At 59.8% G+C, this 21,103-nt stretch carries 18 protein-coding genes and 2 tRNA genes; 16 read left to right on the top strand and 4 right to left on the bottom strand.

Annotated features, from left to right (window positions below):
• Positions 1-461: 461 nt before the first annotated feature.
• The 4 genes from carA to G4G31_RS13280 all read left to right on the top strand — a co-directional run bounded on the left by carA (position 462) and on the right by G4G31_RS13280 (position 5,950).
• Positions 462-1,625 carry a glutamine-hydrolyzing carbamoyl-phosphate synthase small subunit gene (carA, locus tag G4G31_RS13265; RefSeq protein ID WP_182988094.1) on the top strand — a complete coding sequence of 388 codons (1,164 nt, stop codon included), beginning with the start codon at positions 462-464 and terminating at the stop codon, positions 1,623-1,625.
• Entirely contained in the window at positions 1,626-4,856 is a 3,231-nt protein-coding gene (gene carB, locus G4G31_RS13270; protein ID WP_182988095.1) for a carbamoyl-phosphate synthase large subunit, read from the top strand.
• A 156-nt stretch (positions 4,857-5,012) separates the two neighbouring features.
• Positions 5,013-5,492 carry a transcription elongation factor GreA gene (gene greA, locus G4G31_RS13275; RefSeq protein WP_182988096.1) on the top strand — a complete coding sequence of 160 codons (480 nt, stop codon included), beginning with the start codon at positions 5,013-5,015 and terminating at the stop codon, positions 5,490-5,492.
• Positions 5,492-5,950 carry a DUF4149 domain-containing protein gene (locus tag G4G31_RS13280; RefSeq protein ID WP_182988097.1) on the top strand — a complete coding sequence of 153 codons (459 nt, stop codon included), beginning with the start codon at positions 5,492-5,494 and terminating at the stop codon, positions 5,948-5,950. The genes greA and G4G31_RS13280 overlap by 1 nt, the downstream gene beginning before the upstream one ends.
• Positions 5,951-6,136: 186 nt before the next feature.
• Here G4G31_RS13280 and yhbY read toward each other — a convergent pair whose 3' ends face one another.
• The gene (gene yhbY, locus G4G31_RS13285) at positions 6,137-6,607 is read right to left on the bottom strand and encodes a ribosome assembly RNA-binding protein YhbY (protein ID WP_182988098.1); all 471 of its coding nucleotides are present in this window, start codon (positions 6,605-6,607) and stop codon (positions 6,137-6,139) included.
• A 41-nt stretch (positions 6,608-6,648) separates the two neighbouring features.
• Between yhbY and G4G31_RS13290 the strand changes: the two genes are divergently transcribed.
• The 12 genes from G4G31_RS13290 (at position 6,649) to G4G31_RS13345 (ending at position 18,375) form a co-directional block, all read left to right on the top strand.
• On the top strand, positions 6,649-7,335 hold the full coding sequence (locus G4G31_RS13290; RefSeq protein WP_182988099.1) for an RlmE family RNA methyltransferase: 687 nt from the start codon (positions 6,649-6,651) through the stop codon (positions 7,333-7,335).
• Positions 7,336-7,651: 316 nt separating this feature from the next.
• Complete coding sequence (gene ftsH, locus G4G31_RS13295; protein ID WP_182988100.1) at positions 7,652-9,538, top strand: ATP-dependent zinc metalloprotease FtsH; 1,887 nt, start codon at positions 7,652-7,654, stop codon at positions 9,536-9,538.
• A 74-nt stretch (positions 9,539-9,612) separates the two neighbouring features.
• A complete protein-coding gene (folP, locus tag G4G31_RS13300; RefSeq protein ID WP_182988101.1) occupies positions 9,613-10,446 on the top strand; it encodes a dihydropteroate synthase in 834 nt (277 codons plus the stop codon).
• 22 nt (positions 10,447-10,468) lie between these two features.
• Positions 10,469-11,806 (top strand): phosphoglucosamine mutase, encoded by a 1,338-nt coding sequence (glmM, locus tag G4G31_RS13305; protein WP_182988102.1) that lies wholly within the window; start codon positions 10,469-10,471, stop codon positions 11,804-11,806.
• Positions 11,807-12,066: 260 nt separating this feature from the next.
• Positions 12,067-12,143: transfer RNA gene (locus G4G31_RS13310), tRNA-Pro, on the top strand.
• A gap of 67 nt (positions 12,144-12,210) precedes the next feature.
• Positions 12,211-12,287, top strand: a tRNA-Arg gene (locus G4G31_RS13315).
• Positions 12,288-12,721: 434 nt separating this feature from the next.
• Positions 12,722-13,633 carry a hypothetical protein gene (locus G4G31_RS13320; RefSeq protein WP_182988103.1) on the top strand — a complete coding sequence of 304 codons (912 nt, stop codon included), beginning with the start codon at positions 12,722-12,724 and terminating at the stop codon, positions 13,631-13,633.
• Between the two features lie 135 nt (positions 13,634-13,768).
• Entirely contained in the window at positions 13,769-13,981 is a 213-nt protein-coding gene (locus tag G4G31_RS13325; protein ID WP_182988104.1) for a DNA-binding protein, read from the top strand.
• A complete protein-coding gene (locus G4G31_RS13330; protein WP_182988105.1) occupies positions 13,978-14,445 on the top strand; it encodes a hypothetical protein in 468 nt (155 codons plus the stop codon). Before G4G31_RS13325 ends, G4G31_RS13330 begins: the two co-directional genes overlap by 4 nt.
• A gap of 6 nt (positions 14,446-14,451) precedes the next feature.
• Positions 14,452-17,163 carry a hypothetical protein gene (locus G4G31_RS13335; RefSeq protein ID WP_182988106.1) on the top strand — a complete coding sequence of 904 codons (2,712 nt, stop codon included), beginning with the start codon at positions 14,452-14,454 and terminating at the stop codon, positions 17,161-17,163.
• A gap of 211 nt (positions 17,164-17,374) precedes the next feature.
• Positions 17,375-17,767, top strand: a complete 393-nt coding sequence (locus G4G31_RS13340; RefSeq protein ID WP_182988107.1) for a hypothetical protein — start codon at positions 17,375-17,377, stop codon at positions 17,765-17,767.
• A 71-nt stretch (positions 17,768-17,838) separates the two neighbouring features.
• Positions 17,839-18,375: a hypothetical protein gene (locus tag G4G31_RS13345; RefSeq protein ID WP_182988108.1), complete on the top strand. Its 537-nt coding sequence runs from the start codon at positions 17,839-17,841 to the stop codon at positions 18,373-18,375.
• A gap of 86 nt (positions 18,376-18,461) precedes the next feature.
• On the opposite strand, the gene G4G31_RS13350 is transcribed toward G4G31_RS13345, so the two are convergent.
• From G4G31_RS13350 to G4G31_RS13360, 3 genes are read right to left on the bottom strand one after another with little or no spacing between them, the layout of a single operon-like run.
• Positions 18,462-19,418: a GIY-YIG nuclease family protein gene (locus G4G31_RS13350; protein WP_182991781.1), complete on the bottom strand. Its 957-nt coding sequence runs from the start codon at positions 19,416-19,418 to the stop codon at positions 18,462-18,464.
• Between the two features lie 13 nt (positions 19,419-19,431).
• Positions 19,432-20,538, bottom strand: coding sequence for a protein kinase (locus G4G31_RS13355; protein ID WP_182988109.1), 1,107 nt, complete (start codon positions 20,536-20,538; stop codon positions 19,432-19,434).
• 1 nt (position 20,539) lies between these two features.
• Positions 20,540-20,956 carry a DUF3010 family protein gene (locus G4G31_RS13360; RefSeq protein ID WP_182988110.1) on the bottom strand — a complete coding sequence of 139 codons (417 nt, stop codon included), beginning with the start codon at positions 20,954-20,956 and terminating at the stop codon, positions 20,540-20,542.
• Positions 20,957-21,103: the final 147 nt, after the last annotated feature.

The raw sequence follows: 21,103 nt of genomic DNA on the forward strand, positions 1-21,103 counted from the left end.
GGCGGCTCGGCCGTGCTGCGTGCGTGGATGTGGCGTATGCGCCGCCTACGCGTTCAAGCGGCTGACGATGTGCCGGGCGGTCTGCCGCTGCGCGCTTGCGGCGTCGTGACACGTGGCGGTAGCGCAGGCCTGGGTTGCACGCGTAGGCGGCGCACACGCCGCGTCCGCATCGCCAGACCGGTCGAGCCGCCTACCCTACGCTGTGTTGAATCGCAGAAAAACGCAGCTCATCTGTAAGTAAAAATCGCGATTTCGCCCGGAATCGCGTCGGCGACGGATTGCCGGATTGGCCAAGCGGCGCTATAATTGAGGGGTTTAACCATTCACTTACTTGCCGTAGCGCCTACCCTCCATTCCTCATTCAAAAGCGACTTCCACCCTCGGGCACGCTCCATTCGCCTGCAGGATTTGGATGCCGGTCTGACGTGGCGCAGCTACGGTAACTTTATTGGGAGTTACCCTTGCCGCCATTTTTTTCTGGCCCAACCGTCCCGGCCATCCTGGCTCTCGCAGACGGAACGATTTTTCGAGGAATTTCGATTGGCGCCGCCGGTCACACGACCGGTGAAGTGGTCTTCAATACCGCCATTACCGGCTACCAGGAAATCCTGACCGACCCCAGCTACTCGCGTCAGATCGTCACGCTGACGTACCCGCACATCGGCAACTACGGCGTCAACGCCGCCGACGTCGAAGCGTCGAAAGTTCACGCCGCCGGCCTGATCATTCGCGACCTGCCGCTGCTGGCATCGAATTTCCGTTCCACGCAGTCGCTGTCGGACTACCTGAAGGCCGAAAATGTCGTGGCAATCGCCGGCATCGATACCCGCAAACTGACCCGCCTGCTGCGCGAGAAGGGCGCCCAGAGCGGCGCCATCCTGACCGGCACGCAAGGCAACCAGCCGTCGGAAATCCAGGCGCTCGAACTGGCGCGCTCCTTCCCCGGCCTGTCGGGCATGGACCTGGCCAAGGTCGTGTCGGTGAAAGAGCCGTACGTCTTCACCGAAACCGAGTGGAAGCTCGGCGAGGGCTTCGGCAAGCAGGACAATCCCCAATACCACGTCGTCGCCTTTGACTACGGCGTCAAGCGCAACATCCTGCGCATGCTGGCCGAGCGCGGCTGCAAGGTCACCGTGCTGCCGGCCGAGTCGACCGCGCAGGACGCGCTGGCCCTGAATCCCGACGGTATTTTCCTGGCCAACGGCCCGGGCGACCCGGAACCCTGCGACTATGCCATCCGCGCCACCGCCGAACTGATCGAGAAGGGCATCCCGACCTTCGGCATCTGCCTCGGCCACCAGATCATGGCACTCGCTTCCGGCGCGAAGACGATGAAGATGAAGTTCGGCCACCACGGTGCCAACCACCCGGTCCAGGACCTCGACTCGAGGAAGGTGCTGATCACGTCGCAGAACCACGGTTTCGCGGTCGACCCGGAAACGCTCCCAGGCAACTGCCGCGTCACCCACGTGTCGCTGTTCGACGGTTCGCTGCAGGGCTTTGCCCGCACCGACAAACCCGCCTTCTGCTTCCAGGGCCACCCGGAAGCGTCCCCTGGCCCGACCGACGTCGCCTATCTGTTTGACCGCTTCATCGGTTTGATGCAAGCGCAGGAGAAGAACTAAATGCCAAAGCGTAGTGATATCAAAAGCATCCTGATCATCGGCGCCGGCCCGATCATCATCGGCCAGGCCGCGGAATTCGATTACTCGGGCGCGCAGGCCTGCAAGGCCCTGCGCGACGAGGGTTATAAAGTCATCCTGGTCAACAGCAACCCCGCCACCATCATGACCGACCCGGAGATGGCCGATGTTACCTACATCGAGCCGATCACCTGGAAGGTCGTCGAACGTATCATCGACAAGGAGCGTCCGGACGCGATCCTGCCGACCATGGGCGGCCAGACCGCGCTGAACTGCGCGCTCGACCTGCACCGCCACGGCATCCTCGACAAGTACAAGGTCGAGCTGATCGGCGCCTCGCCGGAAGCGATCGACAAGGCCGAGGACCGTTCCAAGTTCAAGGACGCGATGACGAAGATCGGCCTGGGTTCGGCGCGCTCGGGCGTGGCGCACTCGATGGACGAAGCACGCACCGTGCAGCGCGAACTCGGCTTCCCGACCATCATCCGGCCATCCTTCACGATGGGCGGCACCGGCGGCGGCATCGCCTACAACGAGGAAGAATTCGAGGCCATCTGCAAGCGCGGCCTGGAAGCTTCGCCCACCAACGAACTGCTGATCGAAGAGTCGCTGCTGGGCTGGAAAGAGTACGAGATGGAAGTCGTGCGCGACAGGGCCGACAACTGCATCATCATCTGCTCGATCGAAAACCTCGACCCGATGGGCGTGCACACCGGCGACTCGATCACGGTCGCGCCGGCGCAGACGCTGACCGACAAGGAATACCAGATCATGCGCAACGCCTCGATCGCGGTGCTGCGCGAGATCGGCGTCGATACCGGCGGCTCGAACGTGCAGTTCGCGATCAACCCGCAGGACGGGCGCATGATCGTCATCGAGATGAACCCGCGCGTGTCGCGTTCCTCGGCGCTGGCCTCGAAGGCAACCGGCTTCCCGATCGCGAAAGTCGCCGCCAAGCTGGCGGTCGGCTTCACGCTGGACGAACTGCGCAACGAGATCACCGGCGGCGCGACCCCGGCATCGTTCGAGCCCTCGATCGACTATGTCGTGACCAAGATCCCGCGCTTCGCCTTCGAGAAATTCCCGGCCGCGGACAAGCACCTGACGACCCAGATGAAATCGGTCGGCGAAGTCATGGCCATGGGCCGCACCTTCCAGGAATCGTTCCAGAAAGCGCTGCGCGGCCTGGAAGTGGGCGTCGATGGCCTGAACGAAATGACGCGCGACCGCGAAGTCATCGAAGAGGAACTGGGCGAGCCGGGACCGGAACGCATCTGGTACGTGGGCGACGCTTTTGCCCAGGGCTTCACGCTGGAAGAAGTCCATGCGCTGACAAAAATCGATCCGTGGTTCCTCATCCAGATCAAGGAAATCGTCGACATCGAGCTCTGGCTGGATCACCAGACGCTGGAGTCGCTCGACAAGCCGACCCTGTACAAGTTGAAGCAGAAGGGTTTCTCGGACGCGCGCATGGCTTTTCTCATGCACACCACGCAGGCCGCGGTGCGCGAGCGCCGTCACGCGCTGGGCATCCGCCCGGTCTACAAGCGCGTCGACACCTGCGCCGCCGAATTTGCCACCGACACCGCCTACATGTACTCGACCTATGACGAGGAATGCGAAGCGGCGCCGACCGACAAGAAGAAAATCATGGTGCTGGGCGGCGGTCCGAACCGCATCGGCCAGGGCATCGAGTTCGATTACTGCTGCGTGCACGCGGCCCTGGCCATGCGCGAAGACGGCTACGAGACCATCATGGTCAACTGTAATCCGGAGACCGTGTCGACCGACTACGATACGTCGGACCGCCTGTACTTCGAATCGCTGACGCTGGAAGACGTGCTGGAAATCGTCGAGCTGGAAAAGCCGGTCGGCGTGATCGTCCAGTACGGCGGCCAGACGCCTTTGAAGCTCGCGCTCGACCTGGAAGCGAATGGCGTGCCGATCGTCGGCACCAGCCCGGACATGATCGATGCCGCCGAAGACCGCGAGCGCTTCCAGAAGCTGCTGCAAGACCTCGGCCTGCGCCAGCCGCCAAACCGCACCGCGCGTACCGAAACCGAGGCGCTGGCACTGGCGCAGGAAATCGGCTACCCGCTGGTCGTGCGTCCTTCGTATGTGCTGGGCGGCCGCGCGATGGAAATCGTCCACGAGCAGCGCGACCTCGAGCGCTACATGCGCGAAGCGGTGAAAGTGTCGAACGATTCGCCTGTGCTGCTCGACCGCTTCCTGAACGACGCCATTGAAGTCGACGTCGACTGCATCTCGGATGGCGAGACCACCTTCATCGGCGGCGTGATGGAACACATCGAACAGGCAGGCGTGCACTCGGGCGACTCGGCCTGCTCGCTGCCGCCTTACTCGCTGTCGCAAGAGACGATCGATGAACTCAAGCGCCAGACCGCGCTGATGGCCAAGGGCCTGAACGTGGTCGGCCTGATGAACGTGCAGTTCGCGATCCAGCAGAAGGAAGAGGGCGGCAAGACGGTCGATACGGTGTTCGTGCTGGAAGTGAACCCGCGCGCCTCGCGTACCGTCCCCTTCGTCTCGAAAGCCACCGGCATCCAGCTGGCCAAGGTCGCGGCGCGCTGCATGGTCGGCCAGACCCTGGCGTCGCAAGGCATCACGAAAGAAGTCACGCCGCCGTTCTACAGCGTCAAGGAAGCCGTGTTCCCGTTCGTGAAATTCCCTGGCGTGGATACCATCCTCGGACCGGAAATGAAGTCGACCGGCGAAGTGATGGGCGTAGGCGAAACCTTCGGCGAAGCCTTCGTCAAGTCGCAGATCGGTGCGGGCATCAAGCTGCCCGAATCGGGCCGCGTCTTCCTGTCGGTGAAGGCCTCCGACAAGCCGCGCGCGGTGCAGGTGGCGCGCGACCTGGTCTCGCTCGGCTTCACGCTGGCCGCCACCAAGGGTACCGCTGCCGTGATCGCCGCCGCCGGCCTGCCGGTGCTGGCCGTGAACAAGGTGATCGAGGGCCGTCCGCACGTGGTCGACATGATCAAGAACCACGAGATCGAGATGGTCATCAACACCGTCGAGGAAAAACGCAGTGCGATCGTCGACTCGCGTACCATCCGTACCTCGGCGCTGGCCTCGCGCGTGGTGACCTACACGACGATTGCCGGTGCCGAAGCGGCGATCCAGGGCATGCGCCACCTGAACGAGATTCGGGTCTACGATTTACAAGGTCTGCATAACACCTTAAACTAGGCATCAAGTAGTACCCGTCAAACCACAGAGTTCGCGCGGCTCCCGTCGTGTGGCTCTGTGGTTTTCGCTTGGTACGTCCACGAGAACTGTCAACAAGCCTCGAGCAGCCGGCATCGTGCCGCCTGCTCGACGTTTTTTAGTCATAAGCGAAAGACCATGAACACTACCGTCCCACTGACCAAATACGGCGCCGAACTGCTGAAGGAAGAGCTGCACCAGCTCAAGACGAAAGAGCGCCGCAGCGTCATCGATGCGATCGCCGAAGCACGTTCGCATGGTGACCTGTCGGAGAACGCGGAATACGACGCGGCCAAGGAGCGCCAGGCCTTCGTCGAAGGCCGCATCGCCGAACTCGAAGGCAAGTTGAGTGCCGCCCAGATCATCGACCCGGCCACGCTCGACGCCGAAGGCCGCGTGGTCTTCGCCTCCACCGTCGACCTCGAGGACCTGGAATCGGGCCAGAAGGTCAGCTACCAGATCGTCGGCCTGGACGAAGCCGACCTCAAACTGAACAAGGTGTCGGTCACCTCGCCAATCGCGCGTGCCCTGATCGGCAAGTACGCCGGCGACGTGGTGGAAGTGCAGGCGCCGTCCGGCCCGCGCGAATACGAAATCCTCGAAGTGCGCTACGTCTGATGGCGCAAACGGCCGGCCGCATCGCCGCCGCGCGCCTGCTGGTGGCCGCACTCTGGGCGGGCGCCCTCTGGGTGCTCGGCTATGTGGCCGCGCCGGCCGTGTTCTCGCTTGCCGGCGGCGCGCTGACCGGTGACCTCGTCGGCGCTTTCCTGCGCCGCCTGGCCTGGATCTCGATGGCTTGTGCGGTGCTGATGCTGATCCTGGTACGGTTTTCGCCTGACCTGGATGGTGCGCGCAGGCGTTCCCTGAAGCTGCTGGTGCTGGCCATGCTGGCCTGTGCGCTGGTGATGTTCGTCGGCCTGCAGCCCGCGATGGCGTTCATGCGCGATGCGGCCGGGCCTGCGGGCATCCGCGCGTCGCCCATGTGGACACGTTTCGCGGTCATGCATGGCGTCTCGCAGCTGTTCCACCTGATCGAAAGCGTACTGGCGGCGATGCTGCTGCTGAAAAGCCGATAACGGTGGCGGTGGCAGGGTGGAGTCCTGACCCCACGCGGTGCGGCGGCTGAGCAGTATCGTAGGGTGGGCACTCGTGCCCACGCGGTGTCACCGCTGGAAACGCGATACAGCGTCCGAAGACACTGACCGCCGACAGGCCGGACGAAAAAAACCGGAGACACGCTCCGGCTTCTTGTGGAAGGGCGCTTATTTATTCAGCGCATTCTTCTTGGTGCTGGCCTGGCGCGGCTTGGCGCGCTTGATGTTGCCGCCGGCGGTCACGCGCTCGTTCCCCTTGATCATGACCTTGGTGACGCTCGGCTTCTTGGTGCCGCTGGCGCTGGCCTTGACGATGGTGACTTCGCGCATGCCCTTGCCGGCCTTGCTGCTGCGTTCCTTGACCACTTCCTTCTTCGGACGGTAGAGCACGAGCAGCTTGCCGATGTGCTGGACCGGCGCGGCGTCGAGTTCCGTGGAAATCTGTTCATACATGGCAACACGTGCCTCGCGGTCGTCGCCGAACACGCGCACCTTGATCAGGCCATGGGCGTCGAGGCTGGCCGCGATTTCCTTCATGACGGACTCGGTCAGGCCGGCTTCGCCGATCATGACGACAGGATTGAGCCCATGGGCTTCGGCGCGCAGCGCGCTGCGCTCGGCCGGAGTAAGTTTAAGCATAATAATTTTTGGATTACCTTTAAAAGCAGTATTCTACGCGAATGGCCAAGAACAAATTAAACAAAAACTGGTTGCACGACCATATTAACGACCCCTACGTCAAGCTGGCGCAGAAAGAAGGCTTCCGTGCACGGGCCGCCTTCAAGCTCAAAGAGATCGACGAAAGCGAAAAACTCATCAAGCCAGGCCAGGTCATCGTCGACCTCGGCTGCACCCCGGGCTCCTGGGCGCAATACACCCGGCGCAAGCTGTCGGGCAAGGAAGGCGGCGGCATCAGCGGCACGATCATCGGCCTCGACCTACTGCCGATGGAACCGATTGCCGACGTTCACTACATCCAGGGCGACTTCCGCGAAGACGCCGTGCTCGACCAGCTCGCTGTTGTTTTAGAGGGACGAAAAGCCGATCTCGTGCTGTCGGACATGGCCCCGAATCTGTCCGGTATTCCCACCGCGGACGCGGCGCGGATGGAACATTTGATCGATCTCGCCATTGAGTTTTCTCAAATGCATCTCAAGCTGCCCGGCGCATTGTTGGTCAAGTGCTTCAAGGATATGGGTTTTACGCAGATCGTTGAGAAGTTCCGCACTGAGTTCAAGACCGTCAAGCAAATCAAGCCCAAGGCAAGCCGGGACAAATCCTCGGAAATTTTCCTTCTCGGGCGTGGTCTGAAGAATCCAGTGGAATACAAATCCGGATCCGACCGGGATGCCGCCCTTGATATTTGAGATCGCAGCCACACATGCATCGGCGTAAGCCTCCCGCGGCGCGCGTCCACTGTCTTGTGGCGCGCCGAAATCTGTGGAAATAGTGGCAATATGGCATTATGACGGGCTGTGCGCTGCACAGCCGGCATGTTGCGAGTAAAATCGCGGTTAGAATCGCGAGAAAGAGCGCCTGGCAAAACCGTCAGCTCAGCGCATGCCCCGAAAACAGCACGAGGGCAGGGCTGGACGGCGTAACGCGGCAATGAAGGTTTTGCCAGGCGCTCCACATCGGCAATCTCAAATTGGTATTGGTGCGGATCGCATCGGAGGAGTTTTCGTGAATAATATGTTTTCCAAATCCGCCATCTGGGTGGTGGTCGCACTGCTGTTGTTCATGCTGTTCAAGCAGTTCGACCATAGCAGCCCAGCCGGCGGCAGCAAGACCATCGCTTATTCCGAGCTGCTCGACGATGTGAAGGCCCGCCGCATCAAGGACGTCGTGATCGAAGGCCTGAACATCACCGCGACCCGCACCGACGACACCAAGGTGCGCGCCACCTCGACCGTGCTCGACCGCGGCCTGGTGGGCGACCTGCGCGACGCCGGCATACGCTTCGACGTGAAGCCGCCGGAAGAGCCTGGTTTCCTGCAGCAAGTCTTCATTTCCTGGTTCCCGATGCTGCTCCTGATCGGCGTCTGGGTGTTCTTCATGCGCCAGATGCAGGGTGGCGGCAAGGGCGGCGCGTTCTCCTTCGGCAAGTCGAAGGCGCGCATGCTCGACGAAACCAACAACAGCGTCACCTTTGCCGACGTCGCCGGTTGCGACGAGGCGAAGGAAGAAGTCGGCGAGATCGTCGACTTCCTGAAAGACCCGACCAAGTTCCAGAAGCTCGGCGGCCGCATCCCGCGCGGCGTGCTGATGGTGGGTCCTCCGGGTACCGGTAAAACCCTGCTGGCGCGTGCCATTGCCGGCGAAGCGAAAGTGCCGTTCTTCTCGATCTCCGGTTCCGACTTCGTCGAGATGTTCGTCGGTGTCGGCGCATCCCGCGTGCGCGACATGTTCGAGAACGCGAAAAAGCACTCGCCCTGCATCATCTTCATCGACGAGATCGACGCGGTCGGCCGTCACCGTGGCGCCGGCATGGGCGGCGGCAACGACGAACGCGAACAGACGCTGAACCAGTTGCTGGTCGAGATGGATGGCTTCGAGGCCACCTCGGGCGTGATCGTCATCGCCGCCACCAACCGCGCCGACGTGCTCGACAAAGCGCTGCTGCGTCCGGGCCGTTTCGACCGCCAGGTGATGGTGGGCCTGCCGGACATCCGCGGCCGCGAGCAGATCCTGAACGTGCACATGCGCAAGGTGCCGATCGGCGCCGACGTCAAGGCCGACATCATCGCCCGCGGCACGCCTGGCTTCTCGGGCGCCGACCTGGCCAACCTGGTCAACGAGGCAGCCCTGTTCGCCGCGCGCCGCAACAAGCGCCTGGTCGAAATGAACGATTTCGAGGACGCCAAGGACAAGATCTACATGGGTCCGGAGCGCAAGTCCATGGTCATGCGCGAAGAAGAGCGCCGCAACACGGCTTATCATGAGTCGGGCCACGCCGTCATCGCCAAGCTGCTGCCGAAGGCCGATCCCGTGCACAAGGTCACGATCATGCCGCGCGGCTATGCCCTCGGCCTTACCTGGCAGCTGCCCGAGCACGATGCACTGTCCGGCTACAAGGACAAGATGCTGGAAGAAATTTCGATCCTGTTCGGTGGCCGCATCGCCGAAGAGATTTTCGTCGGCCAGATGTCGACCGGCGCATCGAACGACTTCGCCCGCGCCACCAAGCTGGCCCGCTCGATGGTGACCCGCTTCGGCATGTCCGAGAGCATGGGCGTGATGGTCTACGAGGACAGCGAGAACGAAGGTTTCTTCGGCGGCGCCACCAAGACCATCTCGGAAGCGACGCAGCAGAAGGTCGATGCGGAGATCCGCGCCATCCTCGACACGCAGTACGCGCTGGCGCGCCGCCTGCTGGAAGAGAACCGCGACAAGGTTGAAATGATGACCAAGGCGCTGCTCGACTGGGAAACCATCGATTCCGAGCAGATCAACGACATCATGGCCGGCCGCGAGCCGCGTCCGCCGAAGACGGGCCTGCTGACCAAGCGCACGCCTCCTGGCGACAATGGTTCCGGCGGCGTTGCCACCAACGCGACGGCACCGGCTTGATCGACTGAGCAGCATCCCCGCAAAAGGCATCCCCAAGATGCCTTTTGCGCGTTAACGACCCACATTTCTCCCCTATGCGTCAATTCTTCCAATGCGGCCGCTTCCGCTACGAGCTGGGGCAGCGCTCCCTCGTCATGGGCATCCTCAACGTCACACCTGATTCGTTTTCCGACGGCGGCCGCTACCACTCGCTCGAGTTCGCCATCTCGCGCGCCGAGGACATGGTGGCCGATGGCGTCGACCTGATCGACATCGGCGGCGAGTCCACCCGTCCGGGCTCGCCAAGCGTGCCGGTCGAGGAGGAGCTGGCGCGCGTCATGCCGGCCCTGTATGCGCTGCAGGAAGCAGGCAAGGCGCTGTCGGTCGATACCTGCAAGCCGCGGGTGATGCGCGAGGCCATCATTGCCGGTGCCGACATGATCAACGACATCAACGGTTTCCGCGCGCCCGGGGCGATCGAGGCCGTCGTCGACAGCGATTGCGGGCTGTGCGTGATGCACATGCAGGGCACGCCCCAGGACATGCAGGCCCAGCCGCATTACGAGGACGTGGTGCGCGAAGTCATCGGCTTCCTGCGCGAACGCGTCGATGCCTTGCTGGCTGCCGGCGTCGACCGCGAACGCATCTGCGTCGATCCCGGCCTGGGCTTCGGCAAGACGGTCGAACACAACTATGCCTTGCTGCGGAGCACAGGTCGCATCGCGGAGGAGCTCGGCTTGCCGGTGTTGATTGGCCTGTCGCGCAAATCGATGATCGGGGCCGTCACCGGACGCCCCGTCGAGCAGCGCTTGCCAGGAAGCATTGCAGGCGCGTTGGCTGCTTTCGCACATGGCGCTAAAATTGTACGAGTGCATGACGTTGCAGAGACGGTCGACGCGCTGAAGGTCTGGCGCGCGGCCACTGATTAATCCCCACAATAAGAGAAGAAGCATGGCACGCAAATATTTTGGTACGGATGGTGTTCGCGGCGAAGTCGGCGTTGCGCCGATCACGCCCGACTTCGTGATGCGCCTCGGCTACGCAGCCGGCAAGGTGCTGGCGAAGGACAACCCGACCGGTAGCCATCCGGTCGTCCTGATCGGCAAGGACACCCGTATTTCCGGCTACATGCTGGAAGCGGCCCTGGAAGCGGGCTTCTCCGCTGCCGGTGTCGACGTGATGCTGGCCGGCCCGATGCCGACCCCGGCGATCGCCTACCTGACCCGCGCACTGCGCCTGCAGGCCGGCGTGGTCATTTCGGCTTCGCACAATCCTTTCCAGGACAATGGCATCAAGTTCTTTTCCGAGCATGGCACCAAGCTGCCCGACAGCGTCGAGCTCTCCATCGAGGAAGCGATCGACCAGCCGATGGAATGCGTGTCGTCGGAAAAGCTCGGCCGTGCAACGCGCCTGCGCGACGCCCAGGGCCGCTACATCGAATTCTGCAAGGGCACCTTCCCGAACGAACTGGACCTGCGCGGCCTGAAGATGGTCGTCGACAGCGCCCACGGCGCCGCCTACAACATCGCGCCGCACGTGTTCCATGAACTCGGTGCCGAGGTCGTCTCGATCGGCGCCAGCCCGGACGGCTTCAATATCAACGCCGGCTTTGGCGCAACCGCGCCGAAAGCGCTGTCCGCTGCCGTGCTGGAAAACAAGGCCGACCTCGGCATCGCCCTCGACGGCGACGCCGACCGCCTGATCATGGTCGACGCCAAGGGCCGCGTCTACAACGGCGACGAGCTGCTCTACATCATGGTGCGCGACCGCATGACCACCGGTCCGGTTGCCGGCGCCGTCGGCACCCTGATGACCAACATGGCGCTCGAGGTGGCGTTCAAGGAGCTGGGCGTCGGCTTTGCCCGTGCCAAGGTCGGCGACCGCTACGTGCTCGAAGTCATGAAGGAGCGCGGCTGGATCTTCGGCGGCGAGGGCTCCGGCCACCTGTTGGCACTGGACAAGCACACCACCGGCGACGGCATCGTCTCGGCCCTGCAGGTGCTGTCGGCACTCAAGCGCAGCGGCAAGTCGCTGGAAGCCTGCTGCAGCGAACTGACGCTGTATCCGCAGACGCTGATCAACAAGCGCGTCGCCCCTGGCTTCGACTGGACGAAAGATGCCGCGATGGTGGCGGAGAAGGAAGCGGTCGAGCGCGAACTGGGCGACAACGGTCGCGTGCTGATCCGTGCCTCGGGCACCGAGCCCCTGATCCGCGTGATGGTGGAAGCCAAGCAGGCCGAAGTGGCCGAAAGCATGGCGCGCCGCATCGCGGACAAGCTGGGCGCCTGAACCGCGCCAGGCTGGGGGGGGGCTGCGGCTGCGCTTGTGGCCCGGCTGCGCAGTTTCCGTGCCCGAGCGCGCTCAGGGGGCGCTTGACGGCCCCAGCCCGCGGCTGTGACTGGGCTGCGGCCGTTCCCGCCCTCCGGATGCCTGATGCGACTCTGGAGCGACGATTGCGCCAGGGCCGGATGCCGACATGAGGGGGCACGGCGAATCCATTCCTATCCGGTTTGACGCGCCGCCCGCGAACGGGTATGATCAACACCATTCGGAGTGTAGCGCAGCCCGGTAGCGCACCTGGTTTGGGACCAGGGGGTCCAAGGTTCGAATCCTTGTACTCCGACCATCGCATTCAAACGGGCCGTCGACGACGGTCCGTTTTCATTTCGTCCATCGCTTTTGCCGGACTCTTCCTGCCCATAGCTCAGTTGGATAGAGCATCAGCCTTCTAAGCTGAGGGTCGCTGGTTCGAACCCAGCTGGGCAGGCCAATAAAATCAAGCACTTAGAAATGTCTGCTAGTGTTAATGGGCGTCCATTTGCTTGATTTTAAGTGCCGTGTACCCCATGTGTACTCCAGCGCTGCCATAGCTTAGTCTGACGTTATGAGGCATGGATGTGATGCAGTCGCCTGACTGTTCGACCATCGCTGAAAGGCGCGCAGCTTCACGATTTGATCTAGTGCGCTTCCCGCCGGCAGTCCGGCCTGTTACTCGGAATATAGCCTCTCTGTGCAGTCCTACCGTCGGCTGCTGCCAACGCTGGGCGGGCGTCGCTCTCGGCGCAAAACCGCCATGACCTGTCGAAAAGCCACGTACTGCGTATCCTTGGCAGTAATTGGCGAACAGGGGCGGTCCCCACTTGATGAAGTTGACGATGCCAGTCTTCACTGCTAGGGTGCTGGGCCAAAACGAGCGAGGTCGAGATGCATATTGGTGAAGTTTGTTCAATCGTTGAAGCAGTTCTAGTCCTGAGCACCCTGACCAAGCGCGCCTGGACCGAGGTCGAATTTACCCGTGCGGTAATTCGCCTTCGCCTTCCGATCTACGCGGTCGCACCATACAACGCGTCGATCGTGTCCAAGCGATATGTTGACGGTCATTTGGTCATTACTGCCGAACCTTCGATGACTGCCCGATACGTGACCCTGCTACAAGCTGAGATTGAGGAACTGGCCTATAGCCCTGGACCTCAGGTTGTCACGGATCGACCGGCTTGGCTCTGGGAAGACCAGCCGTACCAATCTTGGGATGACATCGTCGCGTTCCGCCAAGGCGATCATCGTGTGCTCGGTCATTGGGAAACCGATCAGGGGGAATGGATGGGGCAGTCGGAGGAATATTTCTTCTCCAAGCCGGTACAGGTCACCGCGAAGTCCACGTTGGTCGTGCCACGCCATACGATTGCGGAGTTGGTGCGGAACGAAGCGGTCGCTGACTTGCAAACGGCTACCGTGGACAGCGCCGACCCGCTTACTTCGCTTGTACTGGCGGAAAGCGGACAGGGAGCGATGCAAGGGATTCTAGCCAAGAATCCTGCGTCGTCGGTCATTCCCTTGGCGATCGTGGCTGAAGCCACGTCGCCCCTTGCCTCGCCAACAAATGGCGAAGCCACCTCGCCACCGCAGGCAAAGAAAACGAACACCTGGGATCAACATGATCTTCGCCGCTTGCTTGAAGAGAGCCTGATTGAAGGGAATACACATGCGGTCCTAGCAGAAAAATATGGCGTTTCGCGCCAGTTCATCGGCAAGCAGATCGCCACGGCAAAGGGCCTCTTTGGCGCGCGCAAACCATCCCCATTTGACGCCCTTGGGTCGAGGAGCCGCAAGAAATAGGTTGCATTGCCCAGTTGCACAAAACGGCCTGTAACCCGCATGGTTGCTAGGTTTGTTGGTTGCCGCAACCAGCCTGACTGGTTGCCATGCGTAGCTTTCGTTGTCGCAGTATCCGATCAACATTTAGGAACGACAATGAACGCCGATGCAAAAATCATCGCACTCGCCGAAGAGATGCGTAGCGCAATTAACACCAACGAAGCAGCCTTCCATCTGGGCCGCAGCCCACAAACCCTCCGCAAATGGGCGTGCTACGAAGACGGTCCGCTCCGTCCGATCCGCATCCACGGCCGCCTCGCATGGCCCGTCGCGCAGATCAAGGAATTGCTCAAAGGTGGCCGCGTATGATCGCGCTCAACTATACGGGCAGCAATGGCGCGGAAACGCCGGTCGTCCTGTGCGAAAAAAATCCGCGAACCGCTGCTAAGCACGCCGCTGCCTGCGGGAATGCGCACAAGGCATATCTGCGGACCGTTTACGGCTTTCAGCCGGAAGACGACGAGTACGGGGTGGTCCTCTCTGCAAGTGCACACGGCAGTATTATTGCTATCGAAATCCGGTTCTTCACGGGTTCGACGAAGACCTACAAGGGTATGTTCGAGCTGCCGCTCCATGTATTCAAAATCGACGGGATGCCAGTTACCTCGACCGCTGCGATCGAAAATTTCGTTGACCATGTGGTGTTCGTGACCGTCACCGGCCGCTACCAGTTCAACGGTATCAAACTGTCGAACGTGTTCGAAATTAACCTCGACCACAACATCGCCCCCGCGGAACCGAAGCGCTTGTCGCCAGCCAAAGCCGCGAAGTGAGACGACATGTTGACTAACAATGAAACCTCTGCGGTGATGGGGCGCATGTCGAGCGCACAGGATCAAGTACAGGCCGCCGTCGCCTGCAGCGCAGCGGTCACTGTGCTAACCAATGCCAACGGCAACCTGACGAAGACGTTTTTCCTCGATGAAAGCGGAACGATTCGCAAACAGGCCGCTGCCAAGCTCGTCTACGGCAGCTACCAGGTTCACGACGTAACCAACCTAGCAGAGCTGGATGCCATCCTCGACATGTTGGCGCCCACCCAAGCTGCGACGTACGGTCGCCCGGTGCTTGACCAAGGCGACGTCGTTGCCCAAAGCGTAACGAATCCGGCAGCGGGCGCAATCACGCGCACTCGCCAAAACTTCCAGTTCGGAGACAACGCTGGCATTCTCATGCTTGACTACGACCCGCCGAAAGGTGCGCCGGCGCTCTCGCAGGGGGAACTGCTGCAAATCGTCCGCAGTTGCTGTACACCCCTCTCGGGTGTGGCAATGCTGTGGCGCGCAAGCGCCTCGTCTGGCATCAATGGCGCGGGCGTCACCGGGCAGCGTATCTACCTGATCGTTAGCAAGGCCAGCGAAATCCCACGTATTGGTAAGCTGATCTTTGAACGCCTCTGGCTCGCCGGTTCCGGCTACTTCGCAGTCAGCAAATCGGGCCAGCTGTTGGAGCGCGGTCCCGTTGACGCATCGGTGTGGAAGCCAGAAGGTCTCGACTTCGCAGCACAGCCGGTGCTCGACAATGGCATCGTGCGTACTTGCTATGAGGGGACGATCACGGGTGCTGGCATCCTGGATGTGGCTGAGGTACACGAGTTGACTGAGGCCGAAGTCAACGACCTGAAGGAAATCAAGTCGACGGCTCGCGCCGCGATGGCGCCCCAGGTACAGGCCGCGAAGGCGCAATACATCACGGAAGTCGCGCCAGTGATTGGGGAGCGGCTGAGGAACCTGAGCTTGGATACTGACCAGGCTGCCATCAGCCTCATGCTCGAACGTGCGACGATGCAGCGCACCCTGATGGGTGACTTCCCGTTGATCACGGCCGAGGGCAAGCCAGTCACCGTGGGCGCCGTGATGGACAACCCGGAAAAGTGGCACGGTGCGCGGTTTGCGGACCCGCTGGAACCCGAGGTCGACGGCCGTGTTGCGTGGCTCAACCTGCGCAGCGGTGGCAATCCTTACCTGTACTCGCACCTCCATCATGGAACCTACTACCGCCTGGACCGCGCACCGGCCTTGATCGAAGTGTCTGCAGGCGAGTTGCCGCGCATGGTGGATTCGATGGCGCTGCTGCTGAAAAAGTCGGGTCAAATGTACGAACGCGCAGGCGTCATGGTGTATGTCAGCGACGAAGGCAAAATCGTGCAAGCTGTGGCGACCTGGATGAAAGTCTTCGTACATCGCCTGTGCCGCTTCGAGCAATACAACGTCAAAAAGCAGGAGATGGTCGTTGCTGAATGCCCGCAAGGCGTAGTCCAAGGCTTGCTGGCGAATGCAGCGCATACCCGTATGCCACGCCTAACTGCTGTGCGCGATGTCCCGACCATGGACGCGAATGGTCGTCTGATCGCAATGCCCGGTTACGACGAGCCATCTGGTCTGCTGCTCAGAAACGAGAAATTCGTTACCTGGCCGGCCGTCCGCTTGGCACCCTCGCAGAGCGATCTAAAAAATGCACTGCAAACCTTGTGGAAGCCGTTCGAGCAGTTTCCGTACGTCTCGGCTGCCGATAGATCCGTCGCCTTGGCAGCAGCGCTGACTGCTGCAGTTCGCTGCTGCTTGCGCACTGCTCCGGGATTCGGATTCAGCGCAACTGCGCCCGGCACCGGGAAGACGTTGCTGGCCCAGTGTATCGGCGTCCTGTATGACGGCACGGCGCCGGCGGTAAGCGCACCGATCACGCATGAAGAAGAGTGGGCTAAGAGTCTGTTCAGCTCGGCGTTGGCTGGCGCCGGTACCCTGCTGTTCGACAATGCGGAGCACGCGATCGAATCGGCAAGCCTGTGCGCTGTCACCACTGCTCCAGCAATCAAGGGCCGCGTCCTCGGCGAGTCGCGCGAAGCCGAAGCTGAGCACCGCTTATTGGTGCTGGCGACCGGGAATGGCCTGCAGCTGGTCGGCGACCTGAATCGTCGCTTCTTGACGTGCCGCCTGGATGCACAGGTCGAGGCGTCCAAGGTCGCTGGACGTCAGTTCGACCTGGAACCACTCGGCTACTGCCTCAAAAACCGTTTGCTGATGATCACGGCTGCGCTGACGCTGATCCAGGGCTATGTCGCCGCTGGCTTCCCGAAGGTGTGCGACGGACTCGCCTCGATGGACGACTGGAACAAGTTGGTTCGCTCGACCATTGTCTGGCTGAGCGAGCAGGGCCTCGCTGCAGGTTTCGTCGATCCCAAGGCTGCCTTATTGCGCGACAGCGCAAATGACCCTGAGGCTGCGGCGTTGGCCGTCGTGCTCGAGATGGCGAAAATGACGTTCGGACCAAACGCAAAGTTCACTGTCGCCGAGCTGGTCAAGCGCACAAGCACGACTGAGGGGTGGGGCGACCTGCTGAAAGACATTGCCGGTGATTACGGTGGTGTCGATGCGCGACGCCTCGGGAAGTGGTTGCTGAAGCGCGAGGGACGCATCATCAACTGCATGAGCCTCAAGCGTGCCGGCTTGAACCGTACGAAGACGGCGCTGTGGAGCATCAGCGAAGCCTAAGCAGTCACAGGTGCAGGGAGTGCAGGGAGCAGCAGGGTTGTTTTGACCTGAAGTGAAATCAGGTTGACTTAATTATCTGCGACCACAGGGCGGTGATCAGACTCAGCGCTCCCTGCAACACCTGCACCCCTGCGGAAAAAACGACGACTCGAATAAATCGCTTGGCGCCACAATAACTTTACATCAACTCAAATTTTCAGTTCCCATCAACATGAACACTATTAAATCTCCAGTCCACAATATGGCGCTCTTGCAGGAGCCGCGTCACCGCTGGCCGCTCAAGGCGGACTACCTGGACGTGCCGCGTGAAAAAGCGGTGGCTATTGTCGAGAGTTTCGTCACCCACTTCGGTTTCGGCTACTTGCGCGAGCGCGGCGCGTTCCGCTTCATGGCGCCAATCCTGCCCGCCCGGCTCGACGTGTTCGACCTGTACGAAGCGCTCAAAGCCGTGTTTGACACGGTCAACGGCTACAACTGGGGCGATACCGAATCACGTGCATTTAAAGAGAGACTGGAGGATGAGTTCGGCCCGTTGACCGGGCACATCGCCATCCGCCTCCAAGGCCGTTGCTTCGTAATCGCGGCCGAGAAGCCAAAGCATTAATCTGGTCGGTTTGCTGTACACGCGAATCCGGCATGCATGTGCCCGGTTCGCTTTTCTTTTAGGTGCCTCGAATGAAAACAACCAAAGCGCCCAGAGTGCCAGTCCTCGAAAATGCCTTCGAGGTCAACCTGCCGAAGTTGATGCGGGCGGCGAAGGCCACAGGGTCGTCTAGGCTCGTTCTTGACGATGGGGACGTGCGGACCGTCGCAGTGCTTACTGAGACGCGCCTGGCGGTCTTCCTAGGCGGTCGGCAGTGGGTGGTGAACATCGTGCCAGTTCAGTGCCTTCGAGACCGTGTGCGCCGTCTCATGACCTGCCCTCGCGCACACGAGGGGAATTTCCAGTCGCTTTACTTCCTAGGCAGCGAACTGGCCTGCCGGCACTGCCACGCACTGCGATACCGAACGAACATCGCCGCCAATGGGACCGACCGGGCACGGATCGCGCGATCAAAATTGCTGCTCAAGATGGGAGCAGAGCCGGGCGAGCTAGTTGCAGCACGTAAGCCTTTTAAGTGGCGCAAAAAACATCTCTTTTTGGTCTCGTGTGTTGAGCGCCTGACGTTTGTCCATTATCGAAACGTACGGGAATGGCTGAGGCGTACCTGACAGCCTGCACGGTTTTCTGCAGGCACAACGTGGGTAGCTTTTCTAAACTGTGCACGCCTTTTTCTTATTAATGTCGTGTCACGGCGTTATTTGGCTGCGAGGTCTTCAAGTTGCAGCTTTGATTGCTGTGTCTCGAATTGGGCGTAGGTCGTCCCATCCTCAAGTTTCCAGTATTCCCGCCCGTTGATCGAGTAGCCTGCCAGCACACCCGCAGCTTGTGACGGGCTTTTGAAAAGATGGTCTTGCGTCAGTCGCAATTTTGATTCTGACGGTGCCAGCGTGCCAGACTCGATCAAACTTTGACGCAGGACCGCCATACTGCCAGTCAGGCTTTTATAGGTCGTCGCGGTTGCGTCAGAACCCTCTAGAACAACCATGCCTTCGTCGGTGCGTACGCTGCGCGCGTGAATGCCAGCGACGCGCAAATGGAAGACAGCCGGGCTGTGAGGCTGCTGCTCTTGGACTACCGGTCCAATCTTCGCATCGCCTAGAGACTCGATAGTCGCGGGTGCATCGGGCAAATTTAATTGTTTTGGCTGCGAGACGAGATGTTCTAGAACCTTATGACCCAAGGCCCCGAGCAACATTTTCGCAGCCCCGAGAAACTCCTCCATAGCGTCGCGGTCGGACCTTGGAAGCGACGGTAGCTGAGGAGAGGCGAAATTTGTAATCTGATACCGACCGGCCTGCTTGGCCATTCCAACCAAGCGGGATTCCAAGTATCGGACATGCGCTTTTGTCAGGTTCTCATCTTTACTGGTGAACGCAACGACTTCAGTCCAGAAGTCTTTACCGAGCATGTGAGAGGACAGCCGATCAATGACAACCTCGGCCTCACCGATGTACACGGCATCGCTACCATCTTCGTCATCCACACCGAAGAGAAAGTAGACCCCAGGGCGATGAACCTCCGGCCAATCGCGTAGGTCCTGAAACCGCGAGCGGGGGCAAGCTAGAGCTTGGCCGCTCCAGTTGGCGATCTCCGCATGCCGGATACCTGCGACGCTTTCGTTCTGGAGGTAAATCTTAATTGTTTTGCCCATGTTGACCGGATTTCTATTTCCCTGTGACAAATGACGAGACTGCAGTAACAAGCTGATCCAATGTGTCTTCACCGAATGAATTATCAGATCTCCAGTCACCTTGCTTTCGCTTCTGGATACCATATTGACCGCCCTTGTCAACAATTCGATAACTTGTCGGCCCAGTCAATACAGGGTCGCCGTCTTCGACGCGCCAGTCGAGGACGCTTGGCCTAAGCTCGCGAAGTTTTGCAAGGAATGCCGCAGTTGTTTGAAACCGTTTGTTAGGATTCAAATGACAAGCTTTTTTTATTAATTTTTTTAATTCCCCTGAAACCCATGGAGGCATTTTATTATAGTCGAGGATTCTTCCTGCGCAGATGAGTTCGCCTATGCATTTATCCACAAAAAAACATTGGTCGGCCGGATCTTTTACCGCTTTTAAATCAGCTCGCTGTTTCACGGTCAAATATGCTAGGTCTTCATATGGCAAATATCCACCAAGGAGCTGAAACATAATCATCCCAGCTTGATATATATCACCCGTAATCCCATACGCTTTATCTACACCGAACGCTTCCGGAGGGCGGTAAAGAAGCGAGTGACCGCATGCAGGAACAGACGTCGCGCCGTCTGGAATTTTTTGTACAGAACCAAAATCTCCAATGACTGCATTGTGGTCATCACCAACATAAATGTTCGCAGGCTTTAGATCACGGTGGACATAATTTTGCGCATGTAGATGGCTCAACCCAGTCAGTATCTGAGCGGTAAAATCCATAGCCGCCACATTTCCTATGGATATTCGCTCAAGAACATCGTCTAGATCGCCATGCGGGCACGTAGGGGTTTGAAAGTAGGCCCACTCGTCATCTAATAGGCCAGCATCAAGAATCTCTAAAACGTTTGGCGCACGGATAGTCGATAGCTGCATTGGTTCAGCATGATAGTCTTTTACCCCTCCCCAATAATAGAATTTTACAGCGATCTCTCGGCCTAAAACTTTGTTAACGCCAAAGAAGACCATACCGTTACCGGCCTTAACATCTTCACGCGTAAATTCGATATTTTTAGACATCAAAATAAGTTGGTCTCGGATTTCTGCCGGCGCATTCACACCTTGAAGGTATAAGCCAGCCATCTCAACCTTTCAATAATGCCACGCGTGCAGTGCGATATGCATCAAGTTGGTACTTGTTTAATCCGACTGGAGTATCTTGGCCATTCTTTTTCTCAAATGCGGAGATTGTGGTGGGAGCTATGAGTACGACGTCCGCCTCATCGACCATCTGAAACAATCCTTCTATTTTGAAGCTGACTGGACCACTTGCAAAACCGCCGGCTTTCATACGCTTCTTTATTGCTATTCTATCAATCTTATTTTCGCGTACGAGTGCAAGAATCACCTGGTAGAAAGATCGCACCTGCTCATTTATTTCGTCGTCCTTCAATGAAATCCGCTTGGTTTCAAGTTCGCAGACGATCACACCGTCGGCACCACCTTCGACTACAACTAGCCGCGCTTCACTCCCGCTGATATCAACACCACATACCTTCATTAGTTGCCCTTTCCGCAAAACAATGCTCGAATTCTACCTTACCCTTGTGTGCGTTAGGAAACGACCGTATGTGAACACCCATCAAACCTGACCGGCTCATGTGTTCAAAAATTACATTTTTGACTTTTGCTCATGTTCAAATGTAAT

The sequence above is a fragment of the Massilia sp. Se16.2.3 genome, from assembly GCF_014171595.1.
Classification (GTDB): domain Bacteria; phylum Pseudomonadota; class Gammaproteobacteria; order Burkholderiales; family Burkholderiaceae_D; genus Telluria.